This window comes from uncultured Agrococcus sp. (assembly GCF_945915485.1).
Taxonomy (GTDB): Bacteria; Actinomycetota; Actinomycetes; order Actinomycetales; family Microbacteriaceae; genus Agrococcus.
This window is the reverse complement of record NZ_CAMEFJ010000160.1, coordinates 1-3000: the sequence shown is the minus strand read 5'-3', so window position 1 is coordinate 3000 and position 3000 is coordinate 1. Positions and strand designations below refer to the sequence as shown.

The window sequence follows — 3000 nt, the reverse complement described above, 5'->3', positions numbered from 1 at the left end:
GGCGAGCACACCTTCGAGCTGGGCACCGCATCCGTTGTCATCTTCCCGTTCGTGCTGGTCGTCATCCTCGGGGCGACCGTGGGGCTGCAGCGCTTCATCCCGGTTACCGGGCAAACGCGCGCCGCGGGTGAGGCGCTGATTCCGGTCGGCATGGTCGTCTTCCTGGCACTGCTCGGTACGGGCATCGGGCCGATGGTGGGCATGGTCGAAGAGATCGGGCCCGCGCTCGTCATGCAGGAGGTCGGCCAGCTCTTCGGCACCATCATTCTCGCTCTGCCGATCGCGGTGCTTATGGGCATGGGGCGGGCTGCGATCGGGGCCACCTGGTCCATCGACCGCGAATCATACCTCGCGTATGCCATCGACCGCTTCGGTACGAAAGCACCTGAGTACCGTGGCGTTTTCGGCGTCTGGCTTATCGGCTCTATTTTCGGCGCGGTGTTCATGTCATTGCTCACGAGTCTGCTCGGCGGCCTCGACTGGTACAGCCCGCTGTCATTGGCTCTCGCTCTCGGCGTCGGCTCGACTTCGATGATGCTCGGCGGCGTCGGCTCGCTCAGCATTCTCTACCCGGATCTCGCGGTAGAGATCATGGCGCTGGCCGGCATCTCGAACCTGGTGACGAACATTATCGGCTTCTACGCGGGTGTTTTCGTCGGGCTCCCCATCGCTCGCAAGCTGTATCTCTTCTGGTGCCGGGTCTTCCGTCGCCCCGCAGCCGAGATCGCGGAGGCACGCCTGGTCGCCAAGGGTCAGGTACCCGAAGGCGATGCGGCGCTCGATGTTCGACTGGCCAAGAAGAAAGACAGGAAGTCGCAGAGCGACGAAGCACCTCCGCAGACAGCTGAGGATCCCGCGACACCCACGGGCTGGCGGCCGGCCGTCATCGCGTATCCTTTCGCCGGTGTGACGGGGCTGCTGTTCAACTGGATCGGTACGGGTGGGTTCCATCTGCGCGATATCGGCGGCATGGCCGTGTGCCTTGCGCTGACCTGGGTGGCAATCTTCCTGTCGAAGAAGGTGCGGGCCATTCCCGCAACGGTGTGGGTGCTGACGTTTGCCGCGCTCGTGACCACGCCGATCTCACCGGTCGCCGACACCGTGTCGTACCTGGTCCAGGATCTCGATGTGCTGCTGGTCGGGCTGCCGGCCCTCGCCATTATCGGTATGAACATGGGCCGCGACCGTAAGGCGTTCACACAGTTGAGCTGGAAGGTCGTTGTCGCTGCGATCCTCACCTTCAGCTTCACGATTATTGCGGCGGCGTCGCTGGCGGAAATATTCATCAACGTGTGACGCCGACGCGGCAGCGAGGCGCGCGAACATAGTCGCGCGCGCTTGCAGCTAGGACGACGTTCGAACGGAGAACCATGACGAAGAGAATCTTGAATGCGGTGCTGCCCGGCAGAGACCGGCTGGCAGATATCGTCCTCGAAGACGGCAAGATCGCCGCGATCACGGATGCCGTGGTCGACCGCTCGGGCACGCTCGATCACGAGACGATCGATGCCGCTGGCCGTGTCGTGCTGCCCGGTCTTGTGAACGCCCACGCCCACATCGACAAGACGCTGTTCGGCGGCCCCTGGGTTTCGGCCATTCAAGCCGAGTCTGTCGCTGAGCGAATCGCCCACGAGCGCCGGGTGCGCGGCGAATACGGGCTGCCGTCGCAGCAGTACATTTCGAACCTGGTCGAGGCAATGATTGCGGCGGGGACGACGCATATTCGCACGCACACCGATGTGGACCCGGGCGTGGGGCTACACGGCATCTTGGCTGTTGCCGAGGTTGCCGAGCGCTACGCTCACGCCGTCGAGATTCAGCAGGTGGCTTTCCCGCAGGGAGGTCTCATCACGAACCCCGGCACGCTCGAGTTGCTGCGGGATGCTGTCGAAGCCGGAGCAGAGGTAGTTGGCGGCCTCGACCCGGCCGGGTTCGACAACGCCCCGAACGCTCATCTGGAGGCCATCTTCGATCTCGCGGCGTCCACGGGCACCAAGATCGACATCCACCTCCATGACGGCGGCTCACTCGGAGCATGGGAGATGGGCCTGATCGCCGACATGACCAAGGGCTTTGGTCTTGAGGGTCAGGTAGCGATTTCGCATGCCTTCGGCATCGTTCACCCGCCGACGCAGTCGGGTTTACTCGAGCGATTCGCCGAAGTCGGTGTATCTCTTGTCAACGCGGCAGTGTACGACTCCCCCGTGCCGCCGCTGCAAGCGTGCGCCGCAGCCGGTGTTCTTGTTGCGGGCGGGACCGACGGCATCAACGACCTCTGGGGGCCCTTCGGCGACGGCGACATGCTGCGAAGGGCGATGCTTCTTGCCTACAGGAATGAGGGGCGCGCGGACGCGGAACTCGAACGAGCGCTCGATACGGTTACCGTGAACGCTGCACGTGTTCTCGGCATTGAGGGCTACGGTCTGCAGCCGGGTCATGCGGCTGACTTGTGCATCGTGGATGCCCGCTCGGCGGCCGAGGCCGTTGCGAAGGTCCCGGATCGTTGGATGGTGCTGAAATCCGGCAGGGTCGTTGCCGCAGCCGGCAAGCTCGCGGGCGAATTCCCGATGCGTTGACTCCCGTCACGGCTGTCGTCGAACGCTATCCACGTTGCAGACCAGCACAGCTGCGCCTGGGGCTGGGGCTGCGAAGCCAACCAGTCCGCAGACCAGCGTGCCCGCGAGGGCCCTTAAGGGTCACGGGTCACGGAACGGTGCTGCTCTTCAGTTGATGAGGGGTTCTCGCGGGGTCGATCAGAACCCTCGTCGCACTGCACCCCCAGGCTCCGACGACGTCTCCTTGCGGCCAGGATACGACTCGATCGCCGCTCCCCTCCCCGGCCGGGGGTCACCGTGATCGGCACCTCGGAGTGACGCAGACGCTCGATCTCGCCGGCCATGGTGCCCTCGGTGACATCGAGCTCATCGGCCAGCTGCCCGCACGTGAGGATGCGACGGCCCATAGCTCTTGAACGATGTGTTGCTGGCGCTCTACCCGACG

At 64.5% G+C, this 3000-nt stretch carries 3 protein-coding genes; 2 read left to right on the top strand and 1 reads right to left on the bottom strand.

All coding sequences use genetic code 11. The annotated features are described in order from the left end of the window. Both Q0O95_RS13875 and Q0O95_RS13870 read left to right on the top strand, forming a co-directional pair. On the top strand, window positions 1-1296 hold a 1296-nt coding region (locus tag Q0O95_RS13875), incomplete at its 5' end, for a DUF3100 domain-containing protein (RefSeq protein WP_293699901.1). Between the two features lie 74 nt (window positions 1297-1370). Further along, the gene (locus tag Q0O95_RS13870; protein ID WP_293699898.1) at window positions 1371-2576 is read left to right on the top strand and encodes an amidohydrolase; all 1206 of its coding nucleotides are present in this window, start codon (window positions 1371-1373) and stop codon (window positions 2574-2576) included. Window positions 2577-2689: 113 nt separating this feature from the next. Here the strand turns inward: Q0O95_RS13870 and Q0O95_RS13865 are convergent, their stop codons facing one another. Next, on the bottom strand, window positions 2690-2962 hold the full coding sequence (locus tag Q0O95_RS13865) for an HTH domain-containing protein (protein ID WP_293699895.1): 273 nt from the start codon (window positions 2960-2962) through the stop codon (window positions 2690-2692). Window positions 2963-3000 lie beyond the last annotated feature (38 nt).

Excerpts from the sequence above, each read along its gene's own strand:
- Q0O95_RS13870 (WP_293699898.1), top strand. The coding sequence starts at position 1,371 with ATGACGAAGAGAATCTTGAATGCGGTGCTGCCCGGCAGAGACCGGCTG.
- Q0O95_RS13865 (WP_293699895.1), bottom strand. The coding sequence starts at position 2,962 with ATGGGCCGTCGCATCCTCACGTGCGGGCAGCTGGCCGATGAGCTCGAT.